17 protein-coding genes and 1 tRNA gene are annotated in these 17506 nt (G+C 65.2%); 4 read left to right on the plus strand and 14 right to left on the minus strand.

Features of this window, described 5'->3' with window-relative positions; all coding sequences use genetic code 11:
* Both GY791_10705 and GY791_10710 read right to left on the minus strand, forming a co-directional pair.
* Positions 1-2718, minus strand: a complete 2718-nt coding sequence (locus GY791_10705) for a cation-transporting P-type ATPase (GenBank protein MCP4328892.1) — start codon at positions 2716-2718, stop codon at positions 1-3.
* 7 nt (positions 2719-2725) lie between these two features.
* Positions 2726-3241: a host attachment protein gene (locus GY791_10710; protein MCP4328893.1), complete on the minus strand. Its 516-nt coding sequence runs from the start codon at positions 3239-3241 to the stop codon at positions 2726-2728.
* 91 nt (positions 3242-3332) lie between these two features.
* Between GY791_10710 and GY791_10715 the strand changes: the two genes are divergently transcribed.
* Positions 3333-4316 carry an endonuclease gene (locus GY791_10715; GenBank protein MCP4328894.1) on the plus strand — a complete coding sequence of 328 codons (984 nt, stop codon included), beginning with the start codon at positions 3333-3335 and terminating at the stop codon, positions 4314-4316.
* Positions 4317-4466: 150 nt separating this feature from the next.
* Here GY791_10715 and GY791_10720 read toward each other — a convergent pair whose 3' ends face one another.
* Together GY791_10720 and GY791_10725 are read right to left on the minus strand one after the other, a co-directional pair.
* Positions 4467-4643, minus strand: coding sequence for a hypothetical protein (locus GY791_10720; protein MCP4328895.1), 177 nt, complete (start codon positions 4641-4643; stop codon positions 4467-4469).
* A gap of 118 nt (positions 4644-4761) precedes the next feature.
* Positions 4762-6222: a GMC family oxidoreductase gene (locus tag GY791_10725; GenBank protein MCP4328896.1), complete on the minus strand. Its 1461-nt coding sequence runs from the start codon at positions 6220-6222 to the stop codon at positions 4762-4764.
* A gap of 414 nt (positions 6223-6636) precedes the next feature.
* Here GY791_10725 and GY791_10730 point away from each other — a divergent pair, with 414 nt between their 5' ends.
* The gene (locus GY791_10730; GenBank protein ID MCP4328897.1) at positions 6637-7146 is read left to right on the plus strand and encodes a hypothetical protein; all 510 of its coding nucleotides are present in this window, start codon (positions 6637-6639) and stop codon (positions 7144-7146) included.
* Between the two features lie 30 nt (positions 7147-7176).
* Here the strand turns inward: GY791_10730 and GY791_10735 are convergent, their stop codons facing one another.
* A complete protein-coding gene (locus tag GY791_10735) occupies positions 7177-7644 on the minus strand; it encodes an NUDIX hydrolase (protein MCP4328898.1) in 468 nt (155 codons plus the stop codon).
* A gap of 36 nt (positions 7645-7680) precedes the next feature.
* Here GY791_10735 and GY791_10740 point away from each other — a divergent pair, with 36 nt between their 5' ends.
* Positions 7681-8442 (plus strand): sugar transferase, encoded by a 762-nt coding sequence (locus GY791_10740; protein ID MCP4328899.1) that lies wholly within the window; start codon positions 7681-7683, stop codon positions 8440-8442.
* Here the strand turns inward: GY791_10740 and GY791_10745 are convergent.
* Positions 8436-9578 (minus strand): glycosyltransferase family 4 protein, encoded by a 1143-nt coding sequence (locus tag GY791_10745; GenBank protein ID MCP4328900.1) that lies wholly within the window; start codon positions 9576-9578, stop codon positions 8436-8438. The two genes, GY791_10740 and GY791_10745, sit on opposite strands and share 7 nt — an antisense overlap.
* Positions 9579-9654: 76 nt before the next feature.
* On the opposite strand from GY791_10745, the gene GY791_10750 reads away from it, so the two are divergent.
* Complete coding sequence (locus GY791_10750) at positions 9655-10464, plus strand: WecB/TagA/CpsF family glycosyltransferase (GenBank protein ID MCP4328901.1); 810 nt, start codon at positions 9655-9657, stop codon at positions 10462-10464.
* On the opposite strand, the gene GY791_10755 is transcribed toward GY791_10750, so the two are convergent.
* From GY791_10755 to GY791_10790, 8 genes are all read right to left on the minus strand, one after another.
* A complete protein-coding gene (locus tag GY791_10755; GenBank protein MCP4328902.1) occupies positions 10420-12036 on the minus strand; it encodes an efflux transporter outer membrane subunit in 1617 nt (538 codons plus the stop codon). The genes GY791_10750 and GY791_10755 overlap by 45 nt on opposite strands.
* 49 nt (positions 12037-12085) lie before the next feature.
* A complete protein-coding gene (locus GY791_10760; GenBank protein MCP4328903.1) occupies positions 12086-13234 on the minus strand; it encodes an HlyD family secretion protein in 1149 nt (382 codons plus the stop codon).
* 21 nt (positions 13235-13255) lie between these two features.
* Positions 13256-13594 carry a DUF3302 domain-containing protein gene (locus GY791_10765; protein MCP4328904.1) on the minus strand — a complete coding sequence of 113 codons (339 nt, stop codon included), beginning with the start codon at positions 13592-13594 and terminating at the stop codon, positions 13256-13258.
* Positions 13595-13712: 118 nt separating this feature from the next.
* Entirely contained in the window at positions 13713-14885 is a 1173-nt protein-coding gene (locus GY791_10770; GenBank protein MCP4328905.1) for a coenzyme F420 hydrogenase, read from the minus strand.
* 156 nt (positions 14886-15041) lie between these two features.
* Complete coding sequence (locus tag GY791_10775; protein ID MCP4328906.1) at positions 15042-16271, minus strand: diaminopropionate ammonia-lyase; 1230 nt, start codon at positions 16269-16271, stop codon at positions 15042-15044.
* A gap of 110 nt (positions 16272-16381) precedes the next feature.
* Positions 16382-16765 (minus strand): hypothetical protein, encoded by a 384-nt coding sequence (locus GY791_10780; GenBank protein MCP4328907.1) that lies wholly within the window; start codon positions 16763-16765, stop codon positions 16382-16384.
* A gap of 184 nt (positions 16766-16949) precedes the next feature.
* Complete coding sequence (locus GY791_10785; protein MCP4328908.1) at positions 16950-17363, minus strand: hypothetical protein; 414 nt, start codon at positions 17361-17363, stop codon at positions 16950-16952.
* A 66-nt stretch (positions 17364-17429) separates the two neighbouring features.
* Positions 17430-17506: transfer RNA gene (locus GY791_10790), tRNA-Arg, on the minus strand.

Raw genomic sequence — 17506 nt, forward strand, 5'->3', positions numbered from 1 at the left:
TCAATCTTCGAACCACCGGCGGGCCGCCCGTTTGTAGGCCTCCATGATCAGGATCAACGAGGCGGCGATGACCGCGACGACAACCCAGTCGAAGACGCCCACTGGAGCAATACGAAGGACGGACGACAGTCCGGGCAGGAACATCGCCACGACGTGCAGACCCTGGGCGCTGACGATTGCGATCAGTAGAAACCAATTCGCCGCCAGGGGAATTCGAAAGACGGATCGGCGTTCCGAGCGCGCGTTCAAGGCGTGGGCGTTCTCGAACAGCACCATCAGCAGCAGGACGAGATTCCGAGCGATCTCAACCACCATTCCCTGGCTCAGAAACCAGGCGAATGCAACGAAGCTCATCGCCCCCATATACGCCCCGGCGACGACGACCTGAGCGATCATCCGCCGGTCGAACAGCGCCTCGTGACGGGGCCGCGGCCGGCGCAGCCCAATCGCCGGCTCGCCCTTCTCGAAGGCCAGCGCCACGTCCTGAATCCCGTTGGTGACCAAATTCAACCACAGCAGTTGAACCGCGAACAGGGGCGGTGGCAGGCCGAACAAGATGGCGAGAACGAACAGCACGATCTCGCCGAGGCCGGTGGCAATCAGCAAATAGATCAGCTTGCGAATATTGTCATAAGCAATTCGCCCCTCTTCGATGCCGGCGACGATGGACGCGAAATTGTCGTCGGCAAGAACAAGGTCGGCGGCGCTTCGCGCCACGTCGGTTCCACCGCGTCCCATCGCCACCCCGATATCGGCCGCATGGAGGGCCGGCGCGTCATTGACGCCGTCGCCGGTCACCGCAACCACATGGCCGGCGCCTTGAAGCGCCTCGACGATGGCCAGCTTCTGAACCGGGTCGACGCGGGCGAACACGCGCCTGCGCGCCACGATGTCAGCGAACCCCGTCGAGCCGGGCGCATGTTTCCTGAGCTCCGGTTCGCCGGCAACGTCGTCCGCCGAGGCCGCAATGCCGAGCTCGCGCGCCACGGCCAGCGCAGTTGCCGGATGGTCGCCGGTGATCATGCGCACCGAAATGCCGGCGTCGCGGCAGCGCGTCACCGCCGCCGGCACCTCGGGCCGGACCGGATCAATCAGGCCGACGAGACCGAGAAGCCGCAAGTCATGGAGGGCCCTTTCCGGAGCCATCGCCGCGGTGGCCGCATCGACCGGTCCGGAAGCGACCGCGAGAACGCGGTAACCCGCCTCAGCGAGCCGATCGGCCTCGGCCAATATGCGTTGCTGGTCGACGACGCCGCACATCGGAACCAGGGTTTCCGCGGCCCCTTTTACATGAGCGATGATGGCAGTGTCGGCGGCGCCGTCCCGCCGCGCCGACATGACGGCCGCAAAGCGGCGCTCCGGCTCGTAGGGGATCACCGCGACGTCACGCCAAGCTGCGCGCCAGCGGTCGAGATCGATGCCCAATTTCGCGGCAAAGACCAGAAACGCCACGTCCACGGTGTCGCCGAGATGCTCGGCGCCGTTTTCGGTAAACCGCAGCGCGGCCTCGTTGCAAAGCGCCACGCTCTCCGCCATCGGACGAAGGCGCGAATAGTCGCCCGCCGGGTTCGGTGGGCGATGCGGCAGCAGCGCCTCGTCGACTTCGTAACCCTGACCGGGAATGTCGACGGCGGCGTCGGGCACACCATCGCAAAATGGCAGAGCCACCTTCACCGTCAATTGATTGCAGGTCAGCGTCCCGGTCTTATCGCTGGCGATCAAAGTGCAGGCGCCCAAGCCCTCGACCGCCGGCAGCGACCGGACGATAACCCGCCGCCGCTGCATCCGCTTGACCGCGACAGTCAGGGCGACCGTGATGGCAACCGGCAGCCCCTCTGGAATGGCGGCCACCGCGAGCGCGATCGCAATCAGGAAAACCGAAGCCAGGGTCGCCCCCTGGGCGAACAATGCGACAGCGATGGCGAGAATCAGCACGACCGTTATCGCGCCGATGACCCGCCCCAGGCGGTCCAGTTGGCGCAACAGCGGTGGCGGTGTCGTGTCGGCGGCTCGCAGCGATTCGGCGATGCGGCCGATCTCGGTGGCTTGTCCGGTAGCGACGACGATCCCCCGCCCGCGACCGGCGGCGATCGTCGTTCCCGCAAAGACCATGTTCGCCCGGTCCGCCACCGCGACATCAGCGGCCAGGTCCGCGCCGGCGTTCTTGTCGACCGAGACCGATTCGCCGGTCAACAGCGACTCATCGATCAACAGGCCCTTGCTCGACAACAACCGCAAATCGGCGGCCACCTGCTCGCCGCTTTCCAGCCGCACGATATCGCCGGGCACGATCTCGTGCGCCGAGATTTCGATCCAGGCATCGTCTCGTCGCACAATCGAACGATGTCTGATCAGATGGTCGAGTTCGGCGGCGCTCTTCTGCGCTTGCCATTCCTGGGCGGCGCCGATCAGCGCATTGATCAGCAGAACCGCGAATATGAAGATCGCGTCGAGAACCTGGTCGATGAACAACGATACCGCCGTCGCAGCCAGCAACAGATAGACCAACGGATTGCGGAACTGTCTGACGAACAGCGCGGCGAGGCCCGGACGCGCGGGGGGCGGCAGCACGTTGGCGCCATATTGCGCGCGGCGCGAATCGATCTCGGCCCGGGACAGACCGTCCCGACCGCTGTCGAGGCGGCGAAGGACATCGTCGACCGACCCGATGTGCCACGGCGCGGCTGGTTTTTTCCGGATCACAACGGCGTGCCGCAGTGCAGGCCTATAACAGGACGATCCCGTCTAACGCATCGACGATCGCCGCGGCCGGAGCGGCGACAAGATCCTTGTCCAAATCGCCGACAACCTTGGCCCGCGTCTGCGGCGACAACTCCGCGCGGAGCCCGCCGAGGGCATGCGGCGCGGCGACGACGACAATGCGGTCACAGCGACCTTCCGCACACGCCTTGTCGAGCCAATCGGCAACCCCGCGCAGAAACGCGTGCCGCTCGTGGCGCGCCGGATCGCTGCGCGGTTGCTTGGCGTGGCGCCCGACGCCGTGAGAATCGAAGGTGCGTCCGGGCCGGTCGCTGACCACCTCCCGGTCCGGCCGGTTGGGGCCCGCGAAGACTCCGTCCTCCACCTCGACTAGGCCGCGGCCGGGGCCCGTGTTCTCGAGCACCCGCGCCTTCGTGCCGTTGGCAACCACGACCCAAGTTATCGTCTTCCTCATCACGAACCCATCCTGGACGACATTGAAACCCGGCCGCGCCACCGGGATCATAGTGCACACCGCCACTGCGGCGGCTCATTGATTCATGTCAAATCCGGCGCCATCGGTTACCGCTAGGAAGGCATCGGACGCCGGGCCGAGACGACCCGGCAGCAGCATGGAAGAGCGGCCGATGCGGCTGGCGACGTACAATCTGGAAAACCTCGATATCGAAGCCGGCAACCGGCACAGCGAACACCGCTTCGCCCTGCTGCGCCGCCACCTGGTGCAGGTCTCGGCCGATATTCTGTGCCTGCAGGAAGTCAACGCGCAACATCCGTCGCGCCCCCGGCGTGGCGAACCGCGCGAACTCCGCGCCCTCGACCGACTACTCCAGGGCACCCCGTATGCGAACTACCATCGCGCCGCGACCCGATCGCCGGTCGGCGGGGGCTATGCCGACGTCCACAACTTGGTCGTCCTGAGCCGCTGGGAAATCGGCACCGAACGCCAGATCCACCACGACATCGTGACCGCCCCTGTCTATCGGCCGGCCATGGCCGCGGCCGAACCGGCATTGCCGATTCGATGGGACCGGCCCATCCTGTGTGCCGAAATTCCGCACCCCGGCGGCCGAACGCTGCATGTTCTGAACCTTCATCTCCGTGCCCCCTTGGCGGCCCCGGTCGGCGACGCGAAGGCCGGAGCCTCGTCGTGGAGCGACAGCGGTGCGTGGGCCGAGGGTTACTATCTCGCCGCCCTCAAACGCGGCGGCCAGGCGCTCGAGGCGCGCCTCTATGCCGAACGGCTGCTCGATAGCGACCGCGATGCCCTGATCGCCGTCTGTGGCGATTGCAACGCCGAGCTTTCCGAGGTGCCGTTGCGGATTCTCGCGGCCGCGCCGGAGGATGTCGGCACCCCGGACTTGGCGGCGCGGCGCCTGATCGCGATCGAAGAGCGGCTTTCCGACGAGCATCGCTTTTCCCTGCTGCATGACGGCCGCAAGGTGATGTTCGACCATATCCTGGTCAGCGAAGCGCTCCATGCTCATTTCCTCCGCGCCGAAGTGCACAACGCCGATCTCAGCGACGAATGCCGCACTTCGACACCGCGATCGGGGTCCTATCACGCGCCCGTGGTCGCGATCTTCGACCTCCCGTGACACCGCGCGACCGCGTTTGACCTGCCGCGTCCACGAGACGGTCCGCAAGACCTACATGATCCGGTAGCGCGGAGGGGCCGGGGGATTAGGCCAGGCGAAAGGCGTGCACTCCGCGCCCCCGGTATCACCGATCGTGGCGCCTTACCCGGTCTAAAGGGTGGTTCGGTCTATGTCCTCTCGACGCAGAATCCAGCCGTCGACGACCACAAGCGCGCCGTCGCTGCGCGCCGGCCGCGAAACCGGCGAAATCGCGACCAGCGTCAGGGCGGCGAAGGCTTGCAAGACCCGACGTCGCGCCACCGCGGCGGAAAAAATGGAACTGGTCATCGCATCGTTTCCCCCTATCAGGGTGCTGTCCGTGCCCCGGCGGGAGCGACCGTGCCCACCTTGATAGCGCGACCGGGCCGGGCGGTCACGTTTTTCGGCGGACCGGTCCGGCCGGACCTCATGCCCGGTCACGCAGATGCTCGGCCAAACGCAAGGAAAGCTGCACGATCGACAGGGTCGGGTTGGCCACGCCGAAGGTCGGGAACACGCTCGATCCGGCGATGAACAGGTTGGGCGTGTCGAAGACCCGGCAATCGGGGTCCACCACGCCGTCGCGGGGGGACACCGCCATGCGGGTTGTTCCCATGTGGTGCGATCCGCCGATCAGGTCGTCATCGGGAAATTCGGCGTCCCCGTCGAGCACCCAATCGTAGATCTTGATGCGGCCCAGGTTGGACCGCGCGTAATATGCGCCGAGAGCGATCGCCGGCTCGCTCAGTGTCCGCCGGTCGATTGGGAGGCGGCGCCATTGCAGCCGCACGCGCCGCAAACCGAACTCATCCCGATCGTCCGACAGCATGACGCGGCTGGCCGGATTGGGCGCCTGCTCGGTCATGATGCGGAGCAAGCCGGCCCGGCACTCGCGGCCCTGGCCGCCATAGATCCAACGTGCCAATTCGGGTGCCGCCCGGCAGAGTTCATGGGTGATTTCCGACCGTGCGGCATGATGGTAGGCGGTCTCGTCGAGGACTTCGGCGATGATCGCGGACGACAATATCCCGCTGCGTTGCTTGAAGGCGCGCGACGGCATCACGAACCGGCGTTGCCGGCCGAGCCAATCGGAGAGATCGACATACAGGCCGATGTCGAAGTGAAGGTGATCGCTGAAGTACCGGCCCACAAGATCGTGCCGATTGCCGATTCCGTCCACGGCTTGACGGTTCGCGTTCAAGAGAATTCGGGCGTTTTCGATCCCGCCGCAGGCCAGCACAAAGCGGTCGGCCCGGATGTCCATTGTCGGTGCGGCCGCCCCGTAGCCGCGAACGGCGAAGCCGCGAACGGCGCCGTTGTCCGGGTCGATCGGGATATCGACGAGGTTGGCGTTCAGGATAACGGTGACATGCTCCGAATCGGCAAGTTCTTGGCCGTATTTCGCCCCGAAGGCTACGTACGGACTGAAGGACCAGTGCGCGTTTTCGAAGTCGCCCGACGAGCCCGGCATCGCGACATTCGGCGGCGGCGGTTCGATCTCCAGGATGCGGGCCGCCTCGTCCAAGTGGCGCCGCAGCGCCAATTGCGGGATCGGCCAACCGCTAACTGCGACATTGGCCCTAGACTCGAAGACGTCGCTGTCGAGTTCGCGGCACCAACCGCCCCAGTGATTCGTCGACCCGCCGAAATACCGCAGTCGGCAGGTATCGAGTGGCAAGTAGGGTTCGCCCGCATTCTCGCCGGCATAAATGTCTTGGGAACGGCCGGAGATCTCCATCGATCCGGCTTCGAGCAGGATCACGCGGCGCTGGGCCTTGGCCAATTCCCGCGCGATCGTGATACCGGCCGCGCCGGCGCCCGCGATGCACACATCCGCCGGGCCGAGAACGGCGGCATCCGGCTCGAGATCCTGTGCGTCGACGATCATTTCCGGTTCCGACCCCGGGCGGATACCGCCCTCGGCGGCACCGCAAAATGGACCGCATCGGTCGACGTGCGCCGACTCAAGACGAGTCCCGCCGTATCGGAACGGTCAAACACTGAGACTTTCCTCGCTTTCATTGGGCCGCGACGCGAGCACCCCTACGCAAACTGAGGAGCCGGGTCCAGTACCCTATGGGCCGTCGATGTGGCAGAGCTGTGGCAAATTCGGCCACGGTCAGGTCGTGGCCACCATTTGCTCGCCGGTTTCGTGTCGCGGGTTGATTGCAACGCGGACAGAAATGCCCCAGCATGCTCTCAACAGCACGGACACCCATCCGAAAATCATATCAAAGGGGCGACGAGTGCGGCGTCCCGACCGCCGATTGGACATGCCCTATCGATTGAATGGAGCATCAATATGACGAAACGACGTTTTGGTATTGCAGGTCTCGTTGGCGCCTTGCTTTTGCTGGCGTTTCCTTTGTGCGCGACGGCCGAGAACGGCACGCCGCCCTTCCTCTATGTCGTGGTCGCGGATGAAGGTGAAATACGGAAGCATGGTGAAGACTACGTCATTAGTTTGGAGAAGGACGACATCGACCACGTCCTTGAGATCGGCGAATCGCCGTTCAAGCTCGAGAACTACATTTCCGCGGATCGTATCGAATCGACATGGAAGGAGGGGGCCGGAAATTTCGGCCCCGGAGTGACAATGAAGGGCACCATTCTTTCGGAGGACGGTGCCATACCCGGCATCAACATCAGGTCGATTTCGAAGACCGCCGATGAGATGGTCTTGGTCTTCTTTCTCGACAACAACGCCCCGATTGATTCTCGCCTTCTCGGCGAGATCGAGGACGTGACAATTGTCAACTATTGCTGCCATCCAACAGGCGGCAGCGGCGAGTGGCTGTGGGGAGAAAGGTAGCGCTCGACCGGCACCAGCGGCCGATCTCGATCACGGCGTCGATCGATCAGGCGGTAGGTCGCTGTCCAACGGCGGCAGACCGTTGGGGAACGCGGTTTCCCACGGCACGAACTCGGCCCGCACGATCTCGCGCCCGTCGACCCGCAATGCCGGAATGTCATCGAGGTCGAGGGCGAAGACCATATGGTGCAGCCGGCGATAATTGGCGGTCACCCGTTCACTGCCGAGATAGCGTAATGCCGCGGGATCGGCTCGGATTCCCGTCTCCTCCGACAGTTCCCGGGCGGCGGCATCGGCCGCGTCCTCACCGCGTCCGACATAACCGCCGGGAGGGGCCGAGCGACGGCGATAGGAAGGCCGTACCACCAGGACATTTCGATCGCAGCGGACGATCACCGTCACGCACCGTTTTTCGGGACGGGTGACGAACGCCCAGCATGTGGCCGCGCGATAGGCGGCTCGGTAGCCGATACGGACTATTGCATTCCAGACGTTCATCGCTACAACATTGCTACAATAGCCGGGAAGACTACCATGCTCCGGTCGGCTCCCCTGCAGGCAACCCGAATGGTCATCATGGACGGATTTTTCCACGATTACGACGACAAGGCTGGACTGACCGTCTCGGCCATGGATGTGGCCGCGATCGAATCGGCTCACCATAGGGGGTTGCCGCTATATCGCCGTGCGTGGCCGGCGAAACGCGCCGTCGACGTCGCCGCCGCGTTGCTATTGTTGATTGTTCTGGCCCTGCCGATGGCGGTGATCGCCATCGCTATCCGGCTCGAAAGCAAGGGACCGGCGATCATCCGAAGCGGCAGGATGGGGCACCGGGGTGACGCCTTCGGGATGCTTAAATTCCGCACCATGCAGGTTCGTGCCGACGACGTCCTCGCCGCCCATTTGGCGGACTGCGCCCGCGCTCGAGCGGAGTTCGCCCGCTTCCGCAAGCTGCGCGACGATCCGCGTCGGACGCGGCTCGGCCAATTTCTGCGGCGCTACAGCCTCGATGAACTGCCGCAACTGATCCATGTCCTCCGCGGCGAGATGACGCTGGTCGGACCACGGCCCTACACCCCGGACGAGGCCGCCACCCTGACCGGCGTCGCGAAGGACATTCTAAAAGTCGTACCCGGCCTGACCGGACCGTGGCAGGTTTCGGGACGGAGCCTGCTGTCGTTTCGCGACCGGGTCCGATTTGATCTCGATTACGCCAAGGGTTTCACTCCGGCGCTGGATCTGTCGGTGTTGCTCAAGACCCCGCGCGCCGTCCTTTCCGCCGACGGCGCCTACTGAACGCTCTCCACTTTTTCGTCGGCCAAAAGTCGATCGTAGGTCCGGACGATCTCGGCACAATGCCGCCCAATGCCAAACCGCGTCTGCTGCCGCTGTCGGGCGTTGCCGCCGAGTCGGGTGCGCAGTCCGGGATCGATGACCAGACGGCGCAGGGCACTGGCGAGCGCCGCTGCGTCTCCGACCGCGACCAGGAGCCCACATTCTTCGTCGATAATCGCCTCCGGAACGGCGCCGACCGGTGTCGCCACCACCGCGCAGCCCGCCGCCATCGCTTCGAGGAGGGCGATCGACTGGACCTCGCCATGGGATGGCAGCACGAATATATCGGTCCCGGCGAGCAGCCGGCGGACCTGATCCAACTCCTGCCAGGCGAGGATGCGAACCCGGCCGTCGAGGCCCCGCGTGTCGACCTCGCGCCGCCAGGGCTCGAGCGGACCGGGTCCGGCGAGCACGGCTTCCCACGCGAGCTCGGCGAGGCACGTGTCGGACAGGGCCGCGAGCAGGTCGGGGGTGCCTTTTTTCGCCTCCAGTCGCCCCAAGTAGGTGATGCGGCAGCTCGTCACAGTTCCGGAATCATCATTTTCCGCCAAATCCGGGACCGCGTTGGGAATGATCGTGATGCGATCCGAGGGGACGCCGAATCGGTCGGTCGCTTCCCGCTTCAGTGCCTGGCCGATGACGATGACCCGGCCGGCGCCGTTGAGCAGTCGCCGCAACATCCAACGACCGGGCCGGGGCAGCCAATCGTCGAAGCCGGCGAACGCCGATCCGTGCAGATGCAATACGACCGGCCGTCCCAGCAGCCGCGCCAGCCAGACGAACGATCCCTCGCGCAGGCTGCTGCCATGGGTCGCCATATGAACGTGGAATAATCTGCAACGCCGAAAGCCGGCCAGAACGCGCATTACGGCATATAGGTAATGAAACGGCATCGCCGCGAAGCGCATACGCGGCCCATAGGAATCGACAATCCATAACCGGTAATTCGAACCGGCGTCCCAGGCGTCGACCTCGTAGCGAACCAATCGCGCGATGCCGCCGCGGCCAAGGATCCCGCCAGGTGAAATAATGCAAACGGTCGTCGCCGCCGGTGGTTGCTGCGCGTCGCCGGAAATCGCTTTATTGTCGACCGTCATGCCGGACCCATCACCAATAGCCGCCTCGGTCTCAACGGATTGCGGCGACGCCGTTCGCCGGACGAAGGTATTCGGGTTGGATTTCGACATCCTCGACGTCGAAGGCGCGAGCGACCGGATCATGGATTGTCTGAACCGCGGCAGCAAGATCCACGTCGTCACGCCAAATCTATACTCGCTCCATTTCTGCCGCACGCTGCCGGCCTTCGATCACGCGATCCGTGCCGCCGATATGCGGTTGGCCGACGGCATGCCGGTCGTCTGGGGCAGCCGCTTCGCAGCCTTTCGCCTGCCGGCGCGGGCGTCGGGCGCCGACCTGTGGGAGCCGCTGTGCCGCAAGGCCGCCGCTCAAGGCCGCTCGGTCTTTCTCTTCGGCGCCACCTTCGCCACCTTGACCCGTGCAGCGCGGCGTCTGGTAGGCCGATTTCCCGGCCTCGTCATCGCCGGCATTTACGCGCCACCCATGGGTTTTGAGATCGGAACCGCGGCCGATCGCGACGCCCGGTCCTTCATCACGGCGTGCCGACCCGACATCGTGATCGTCGGGTTGGGCGCACCGGTCCGCGAGATCTGGGTTCACGACAACCTGGCCGACCTACCGCGCGCGGCCTATCTGAGCATCGGCGCCGCGGTCGATATCATCGCGGGTAGGCGAAGGCGGCCGCCGGCATGGGTCAGTCGGGTCGGTTTCGAGTGGCTGTGGCGCTTCGTCGCGGAACCGCGGCGCCTCGGCCACAGGACTGCGATATGCCTCGCCCTGTTCCCGGTCGTGATGACCGAACAATGGCGCGCCTGGCGCCGGTCGAAGAAGCGGCGCGAACCGCATTCGCCGGATGGTTCCCTACCAATCCGGGGTCCGGGTGAAGAAGGTCGGCGGCTCCGGTGACGGCGGCGGGTCCAAGGATTCGTCCATTTCGGGAATCGCCTGGGGGCCAAGGATATCGCCCCAGTCGGTGCGCCGCCGCATTTCTTCCTTGGTCGCCTCGGGCAGGAACGGATGGCCGGCACGGATCTGCCAACCGCCGCCCAACGCCTTGTAGACCGCGATCAGGTTGGCGACGATCTCGCCCTTGGTCGCGGTCAGCCGGTCCTGGGCGTTGACCAGCGCATTCTGCGTGTTCAGGACTCGCGTGTAGTCCGCCGTGCCTTCCTGATATTGGAGCAGCGCGAGACCCACCGAGTGCGCCGCCGCCGCCGCGCTCACCGCCAGGTACTGGGCCTGCCGTTGCGCTTGCAGGAAGGCGACAAGCGCGTTCTCCACTTCGAGGTAGGCATTGAGAACGGTGTTTTGGTAGTTCACCAGCAGTTCCTGGAACACCGCGTCCTGGACCCTGACGTTGTTCTTGATGCGCCCGTAATTGAAGATGTTCCACGACACCCCGGGATTGATGAATCCGGTGAAGCTGTTGCCGGTGAACAACTCGGCGAAATCGCTGGCCTCGAAGCCGACCGAGCCGGACAGCGTAAACGCCGGATAGAGGTCGGCCTCGGCGATGCCGATCTGGGCGCTTTGCGCCGCCGCTTGCAGTTCGGCAGCGCGGATATCGGGCCGGCGGCGCAGCAGATCGGCGGGCACGCCGACGCCGACGTCGGGCGGCGGCACCGGGATCGTGCCCGGTTCGACGAGGATCCGGCCGAGATCGCCCGGCGGCATGCCGAGCAGGACGCTGAGCGCATTCTTCGACTGGCGGAGCGCGATCTCGAGCTGGGGAATCGTCGCCCGGGTGTTGTTGAGCAGCGTCGTCGCCTCGTCGACATCGAGTTCGGTCGCGACCCCGTTGCGGAACCGCGCCCGCGCGATTCTCAATCCTTCTTCCTGAAGCTTGACGTTTTCGTGGGCATCGACGAGCCGTTGCTCGATGGTGCGGATGTTGACATAGGTGCCGGCGACGTCGCCGGTCAGTGTGACGATGACGTCGTCGTAATTGGCGATCTGTGCCACCAGGTTGGCGTCGGCGGCCTCGATGCCGCGGCGAAACTGACCCCAGATATCGAGCTCCCAGCCGGCGTCGAAGCCCAATTGCCAGCGGCTGAACGTGTCGTTGAGCGGAACCACCGAGGAGATCTCGCGCAGGATGCCGACATTCTCGCTGATCTTCTCGTGCTTGAAATCGGTGCCGACCGATTGTTGCTGGGGATACTGTTCGCCGACGACGATGCCGAGCTGGGCGCGCGCCGCGAAGATGCGAATGCCCGCCGTGCGCAAGGTCAGGTTCTGCGCATAGGCGGTCTCGATGAGATCGTTGAGCACCGGGTCGTCGAACAGGGTCCACCACTCGGTGACCGGCTCGTCGCGCGGGTCGACTTTGTCCTTGTCGCCGGCCTCGTCGGCATCGATCCAGGTCTCCGTCGTCGGCGCCTGCGGGCGCTCGAAATCGGGGCCGACCACGGTACACCCCGCGATCGTCGACAGTACCAGCCCCAACCCTGCCGCGCGGATCGGCCGCGACGGCGTCATGGGGCGGGGTGGGCGCGCAGCAGATCGAATAGGCAACGCCCCCTCGTATCTAGATGAAGTCCAGCGGATAGAGGTAGTTTGCCCACGTATAGAGGCGAATGCCAATACGCCGCAGGGGATCGGTCTGCGTCCCCTTGCCGGTATAGATGGCGGCCGCGCCGTGGGCGCCGGCCGGGAGATTGACCTGGTGGAGATTGTCGATGCGGATCTGCACCGCGAACCGCCCCTGCGGCTTGGGGAACAGGAACATCGGAATATCCCCGGACGGCTTGTACTGGCCCTGGCCGGTCGCCCACCAAACGTTGTCGACGACACCGTCGAGGATCACCCCGGGATAGATGTCGAGCGCCACCTCGACCGGTTGACCGGTTTCGACGAACTTCAGATGCTCCTGATAGAACGAGGCCAAAAGATACGGCGCCTCGTGCGAAACGAAGCTGGCAATGGCGCCGACGCGGAGGATGCCGACGACGAGGCCGGGCCGCGCCTGCAGGTTGGTGATGAAGCCGTCTTCGGGGGCATAGATGGTCGTCTGCTCGAGATAGTATTTCGCCTGCGCCAGCTGGGCCTCGGCCTGGGCGACGCCGGTGTTCACGCCGTCGACCTCGGAATCGAGGGCGACCTTCGTCTTCACCAGATTGGCTTCGGCCTGTTTGAGCTGGGCCTGACGGCTATCGAGCTCGTCGTTCCAGCGATCGAGGTCCTCCTGCCGCGCCGCACCTTGCCGCGCCAATTTGGCGAACCGCGCCTGCTGCGCCTCGGCGAAGGCCAGATTGGCCGCGGCAAGGACCACGCCTTGTTCGGCCTCGACGACGTCGGCCTCAAGGATGAGGACGTTCTGCTTGGCCGCCTCGAGCTGCGCCTCGGCCTCGAGCACCTGGGCCTCGTATAGCGTGCGGTCAAAGCGGAACAGCGGGTCGCCCTTCTCGACCGGCACATTGGCCTCGACCACGACTTCCTCCAGTGTGGTCGGGTGGGGCAGCCGCGGCACGAGCTGGATGGTGTGGCGGATGATATGGGCGTCGATGGTATAGGGCTGAAAAAAGCGCAGCATGATGACGATGACCAGCATCAGGTGGAAGCCGACCCAGAACGAGACGATGCCCCACACGATGTTGAATTTGAGCAGCTTGAGCTTGAAGAAGATCAGCCAAACGAAGGCGCCGTAAAAGAAGGTGATGAGAAGGACGACGACCATGAACGTTCTCTGCCCGGAATATTAGGCGCTGGCCTCGGGTTTGGGCTCGTCCTTCTTGGCACCGAGACGCTCCAGCTCCTCATCGATCGCCTTGGCCTCTTCCTTGGGGAAGCGCCGGACATCGATCGTCAGCGAATCGTGGAACGCCCAGATGAAGGCGTGGATCCAGGGCAAGACGGCGAACAGCCCGATCCAACCCATCAGCTTGACCGTTTCCGCGTGCGGATGGCGCCGCCGCATGGCGATCTTGCCCGGCAGGCCGCCGATATAGATGAAGATCATCATGAACGCGATGAGGATCAAAACCAGTACGCCGAACGTCAGGTAGTCCCACGAATCGACCGAGTCGAATGCACCCATCACGTCCTCTTCCGCCGTCAAGCCGAGCCGATTATGCCCGACCGCCGCCGTTTGCGCCAACCGACAAATACCCGGCGAATGAAACCTATGGCAGTCGCGCCGGAACCGCGCCGACGGCTCAGTCGGTCGCCGCGCGCGGACGCGGCTCGCGGGCGCGGCCTTCGCGCGCCCGGCGCCGGGTGCCCTTGGCTTGGGCTAGATTGGCGGCGATACCGTTGTCGCGGGCAAGTTCGACGAGACGCAGCCGGCGCGCGTCAGGCGCCAGCTGCCCGGCGGCCTTGAGCCCGACATATCGCGCCCACGCCGCATGCTTCTTGCGAACCTGGTGCGGTTGATAATCGTCCATATCGCGGGCGGTGATTTCGCACTCGATCGAAATCGCACCGGCCGCCGCCGCGGCCGCCAAGAGCTCGGCCCCGGCGCGGGTCCGCGCGACGACGCCGTTGGTTCCCTTGTCCCCGGCCTGCCCGTCCCAGGTCGGCGAGCCCCCGGGCCAGGTATCGGAGGCGGCGATGTCGGCCGCCTCGCCGATACCGTCGGGGCAGATTTTGCAGCGAAACGGTAACCGCCACGCGGCTTCGTCCTCGCCCCACATGTCGAGATAGTTCTTCTCGATCACACGCCCATCGGTGGTCTCGATTCGGGTCGGTCCCGGACAGCCGTTGCCGCGATAGTCGAACTTGGCGAGCTGCCGTTCCGCGATGTTCAGACTACGAAGGAACGCGCGCATACCGACCGGCTCCATGAACCCGCCGCAGACGGGAACCATCTGATAGCGGCACAGCGCGTCGACCCGGTCGTCATACCGCGCCAGGTTGCGCACCGCGGCGACATCGCACGGCTTGCCGATGAAGGCAAACGGTCGGCCGCGGTCGAGAATTTCACGAAAGTCCTTGAGCGGCGCCGTCGGCCCATAGCGCGATCCGGCGCCCGCCACGATCTCCGCCCGATCGAAGCTGAGGTGCCGCTCGCCCCATGTCGGATGGGTCGTGGAAGCCTTGGCATGGACGATGAATTCGGCCCGACCGCTGTCGAGCAGATAGATCGCCAAGGCGGTGAGAACGCCGCCGGTCGAGGCGCGAAAGCGTATTTCGGGATCGGCGGCAAAAGCGCGCACGATGCGCAAATGAGGGCCCCACACCGGATCGATCTCGGCCGCCGGATCGAGAAGCGCTTGCGGAAGCCCCTCGACCCGGGTGCCGGGGCAGGTTTCGTAGATTCGATCGACGGTCGCCGTATCGAGCGGCGCCTCAACCACCGGCCGCTCGGTCCCCTCCGGGGTCAGCACCATGCGGATGCGCTGCGGCCCGGCGACGCTCTGGCACAGCCCGCAGCCGATGCACAATCCCTCTTCGACAATGCGGTAGAAGCGATCGGTCGGCTCGCCGGGACGGTCGCGGCGGTCGTTCACCGGCTTGGGTCCCCTGCGTCGGATTGAACGGAGCGCTTAGGCGGCGCGGGCGTCGACCGCCTCTGCCGTTTCGCCGACGACCTCGGCAAATACCTCGCCGTCGGTCGCCCCTTCGCTGCCGATAACGACGATCCGGGCCGCATCACCGAGGCCGAGCGCGGCGGCGAGATCGCCGTCCTGGGCCGCGGCGATAAGACCGGCCAAGGCGGCGGCGCCCGATTCACCGGCGACCACGGGGCGGTCGCCGTCGATGCCGCGAGCCAGGACTCGCATGGTCTCGGCGGCAGCCTCGTCGGGCAGGCTGACGACATCGTCGACGGCCCGCGCCAAAACCGGCCATGCGATCGGCGATATTTCTCCCGCCGCCAGGCAGGCCATGAAGGTCTCGTAATCGCCCGGCACCGGCGTCGGTTCGCCGGCGGCGATGCTGCGGAAAATGCAATCGGCGCGGGTCGGCTCGACGACGACCACGCGCGGGCGCCCGGCGCCGAGGGTGCGCCACATATGGGCCGCGACGGCGGCGGCGATGCCGCCGACCCCGCCGGGGACGAAGACATGGCTCGGCGGCTCGGCGCCGATCTGGTCGAGGAATTCCTGGACCAGGACCGTGTAGCCCTGCATGACGTTGATCGGCACCGACTGGTCGCCGCCGCCGGCATTGGTATCGGCGACCAGCACCCAGCCCTCGCGGGCGGCGTCGGCGGCGCATTGCCGGACCGAATCGTCGTAATTGCCGGCGACCCGCACCATGGTGGCGCCGTAGCGGGCGATCTCGCGCTCGCGTGATGCGCTGACATGGGCGTGCAAATAGATCGTGCAGCGGGCGCCGAACATGCCGGCACCCCAGGCGACCGAACGGCCGTGATTGCCATCGGTGGCGCAGGCCACGGTGACCTCGCCGGCCTGGTCGCGGTGGGCGCCGGCGATCAGATCCGCGGCCGTCACCCCGGCCAACCCGTGCCTCCGTTCGAGATGTCCTTGCAGCGCCCGCAGCACGGCATAGGCCCCGCCCAGCGCCTTGAAGCTCTTGAGGCCGAAGCGCCGGCCCTCGTCCTTGTAATGGATTTCGCCGATCCCCAACCGGCCGGCGAGTCCCGGCAGTTCGACAAGCGGGGTCGGCGCATAGCCGGGCCAGGACCCGATCTCGGCGCGCGCGCCGGCGAACCCGTCGGCATCGAATATGAGACGCGCGTCCTCGCCATAGGGCGCATCGGGGATCGCACCGGCGTTATGGACGTGGCGGGCGGGAAAGCGGGCGAGGTCCATGGTTGCAGCCTCAATTGATGTGACGGGAGCGGCGCACCGAGCGTCCGCGCCCCTTTTCATCATCATTCGGCCGCCGGCGCAACCATGCGGATGGGGGACCGTTCAGCGGGTCATGATTTTTTGTGGCCGGCGGATTCGAAATCGGCCGGGATACAATTGATCGCGATAAACGTCATACCGATATCGGCCTTGCTGTCACAATCCAGGCCCTTCTTCGCCCCGTGCGGCGGATCGATGTTGTAGACCTTGTGGCCCGGATCGTCGGCCGGTTCGCTCACCCGGAGCGTGGACTCGCCATCGCTGCAGGTGACGCTCTTGTAGTCGTCGAATACCGCAATGGGCACGATGAAAATATGCGCGAAGTCGCGGCTGGCGGCGCAGAACTTATTGCGGAAGTCGTCATAGGCGACCGCCTGCGTGACCATGCTCTGGGATGCCGCCGGGCCGATCGAGAAGAACGCAAAAGCACATGCGAGAGCAATCAATCGATACATTTTTCTATCCTATTCCTTGTGCTTGCCATCAACCATGACCAGGACTATGCCACAGCGCACGGCGCAACATCAAAGGCGCCGTGCCGAGGCGGCGGTGGCCAGGATAGGGGCGGAGGCGATTGCGATTGACACGACAGAGCAGAATAGGGCCGGAACCTTATCCGCCGACGCGCGTTCGCGTTTCCTACGGATCGACGACGTGGAGCTCTTCGAACTCGAATTCCTGAAGGATCAGCGGTTGGCGTCGCAGCGGGTTCAGTTTCTTCACCACTTCTTGCCGTCCCATCGCGTCGTGCCACCTGTCCACATCGGTCCCGTTCAAAAAGATCGAGACGGTGACCACTTCGCTGGCGTCCTCATGGACCAAGAAAAAGGTGAGCCGGTCCTTGCCGTGATCCGCCATCGCTTTGCTGAAACCCTCGATAACCAGCTTCTTGCCGGCCTCGAAATGCTCGGGCTTGAACCGGTTGGTATAGACGACGACCGGATCGCCATCGTTCGGAACGGTTAACGCCATATCCTCGGCCGCCGCCGGGCCGCCAAGCAATGACAAACCGTACACCGCCAATCCCGCGACAAGAATCCCAGACTTGGTCATGCGTGTCATCCCTCCTCTGTGCTCGACCCAGTTCGACGGCGGCATCTCGGCAAACGGGAAGGCTCGTGGCGCGCCCGGCAGGACTCGAACCTGCGACCCCCTGATTAGGAATCAGGTGCTCTATCCGGCTGAGCTACGGGCGC

The sequence above is a fragment of the Alphaproteobacteria bacterium genome (assembly GCA_024244705.1).
GTDB lineage: Bacteria > Pseudomonadota > Alphaproteobacteria > JAAEOK01 > JAAEOK01 > JAAEOK01.

Coding starts and splice junctions, on each gene's coding strand:
- GY791_10715 (MCP4328894.1), top strand. CDS start 3,333: ATGGAAGAGCGGCCGATGCGGCTGGCGACGTACAATCTGGAAAACCTC.
- GY791_10720 (MCP4328895.1), bottom strand. CDS start 4,643: ATGACCAGTTCCATTTTTTCCGCCGCGGTGGCGCGACGTCGGGTCTTG.
- GY791_10725 (MCP4328896.1), bottom strand. CDS start 6,222: ATGATCGTCGACGCACAGGATCTCGAGCCGGATGCCGCCGTTCTCGGC.
- GY791_10730 (MCP4328897.1), top strand. CDS start 6,637: ATGACGAAACGACGTTTTGGTATTGCAGGTCTCGTTGGCGCCTTGCTT.
- GY791_10735 (MCP4328898.1), bottom strand. CDS start 7,644: ATGAACGTCTGGAATGCAATAGTCCGTATCGGCTACCGAGCCGCCTAT.
- GY791_10740 (MCP4328899.1), top strand. CDS start 7,681: ATGCTCCGGTCGGCTCCCCTGCAGGCAACCCGAATGGTCATCATGGAC.
- GY791_10745 (MCP4328900.1), bottom strand. CDS start 9,578: ATGACGGTCGACAATAAAGCGATTTCCGGCGACGCGCAGCAACCACCG.
- GY791_10755 (MCP4328902.1), bottom strand. CDS start 12,036: ATGACGCCGTCGCGGCCGATCCGCGCGGCAGGGTTGGGGCTGGTACTG.
- GY791_10760 (MCP4328903.1), bottom strand. CDS start 13,234: ATGGTCGTCGTCCTTCTCATCACCTTCTTTTACGGCGCCTTCGTTTGG.
- GY791_10765 (MCP4328904.1), bottom strand. CDS start 13,594: ATGGGTGCATTCGACTCGGTCGATTCGTGGGACTACCTGACGTTCGGC.
- GY791_10770 (MCP4328905.1), bottom strand. CDS start 14,885: ATGGTGCTGACCCCGGAGGGGACCGAGCGGCCGGTGGTTGAGGCGCCG.
- GY791_10775 (MCP4328906.1), bottom strand. CDS start 16,271: ATGGACCTCGCCCGCTTTCCCGCCCGCCACGTCCATAACGCCGGTGCG.
- GY791_10780 (MCP4328907.1), bottom strand. CDS start 16,765: ATGTATCGATTGATTGCTCTCGCATGTGCTTTTGCGTTCTTCTCGATC.
- GY791_10785 (MCP4328908.1), bottom strand. CDS start 17,363: ATGACCAAGTCTGGGATTCTTGTCGCGGGATTGGCGGTGTACGGTTTG.